1 rRNA gene (cut by a window edge) is annotated in these 1,751 nt (G+C 47.0%); it reads left to right on the forward strand.

The annotated features are described in order from the left end of the window. Positions 1 to 165: 165 nt before the first annotated feature. Positions 166 to 1,751: ribosomal RNA gene (locus DWW90_RS20695) — 23S ribosomal RNA — on the forward strand; its annotated part runs 1,308 nt beyond the window's last position; the annotation flags it as partial.

Below are 1,751 nucleotides of genomic sequence, written 5' to 3' on the forward strand. Positions count from 1 at the left end.
AAAAAAACATCAGCAATGGTGTAAATAAGATCTTTGACGTATTGGACAACTTCAAATAAAGTTAAGTAACGAAAAAAGTAAGAGCAAGCTAAAGATATATCAATCCAAGACGCATTTCTTCATTATTAATTTTTAATTATTAATTTAGAAACCGTGTCATTGATAAAGAAAGTAAGCAAGGGCAGACGGTGGATGCCTTGGCTCTCGGAGGCGATGAAGGACGTGATAAGCTGCGATAAGCTTCGGGTAGGTGCAAATAACCTTTGATCCGAAGATTTCCGAATGGGGCAACCCGGCTGGTTGAAGGCCAGTCATTCCGTAAGGAAGGCGAACGTGGGGAACTGAAACATCTAAGTACCCATAGGAGAAGAAAACAAAAGTGATTCCGCAAGTAGTGGCGAGCGAACGCGGAACAGCCGAAACCGGTGTTGTTTAGGCAATACCGGGGTTGTAGGACCACGATGTAGCAAGAACTTAGTGAAGTGGAACGTTTTGGAAAGAACGGCCATAGACGGTGATAGCCCGGTACACGACTCACTGACGAAGCTTAGTGGTATCCTGAGTAGCGCGGAGCACGAGAAATTCTGTGTGAATTAGCGGGGCCCATCCCGTAAGGCTAAATACTCCCGAGAGACCGATAGCGAACCAGTACTGTGAAGGAAAGGTGAAAAGAACCTCGAACAGAGGAGTGAAATAGTCCCTGAAACCGTCTGCCTACAAGCGGTCGGAGCATCTTCGGATGTGACGGCGTGCCTTTTGCATAATGAACCTACGAGTTACTTTCTCCGGCAAGGTTAAGTACTTCAGGTACGGAGCCGAAGCGAAAGCGAGTCTGAACAGGGCAATTTAGTCGGAGGGAGTAGACGCGAAACCAAGTGATCTACCCTTGGTCAGGATGAAGGTTAGGTAACACTAACTGGAGGTCCGAATGGGTATACGTTGAAAAGTGTTCCAATGAACTGAGGGTAGGGGTGAAAGGCTAATCAAACTTGGAGATAGCTCGTACTCCCCGAAATGCATTTAGGTGCAGCCTGCGGTTAGTATAGTATGAGGTAGAGCGACTGATTGGATGCGAGGGCTTCACCGCCTATCAAGTCCAGATAAACTCCGAATGCGTACTATATATTGCCGTGGAGTGAGGGCGCGGGTGCTAAGGTCCGCGTCCGAGAGGAGAAGAATCCAGACCATCAGCTAAGGTCCCCAAATAACAGTTAAGTTGAACTAACGAAGTCAGACTGCAGAGACAGCTAGGATGTTGGCTTGGAAGCAGCCATTCATTTAAAGAGTGCGTAACAGCTCACTAGTCGAGGAGTCTGGCGTGGATAATACTCGGGCATAAACTGTTTACCGAAGCTATGGATGTGTCAACACATGGTAGGGGAGCATTCTATAGGCGTTGAAGGTTAGGGATAACCCTTGCTGGAGCGTATAGAAAAGCAAATGTAGGTATAAGTAACGATAAAGGAAGTGAGAAACTTCCTCGCCGAAAGACTAAGGTTTCCTGATCAACGTTAATCGGATCAGGGTAAGTCGGGACCTAAGGATAAGCCGAACGGCGATTCCGATGGAAGAATGGTTTAATATTCCCATACTACTTTATGGAGCGATGTGGAGACGGAGAAGTGACAGTCCTGCCATCTGACGGAATAGGTGGTTAAAGGGTGTAGGCGTCGATGATTGTAGGCAAATCCGCAGTCAGAGCCGAACCTGACAGTATGCTGCGTACTTGTACAAGGCAATATGGACGTAAA

This window comes from Parabacteroides sp. AF17-28 (assembly GCF_003479205.1).
Lineage (GTDB): Bacteria > Bacteroidota > Bacteroidia > Bacteroidales > Tannerellaceae > Parabacteroides > Parabacteroides acidifaciens.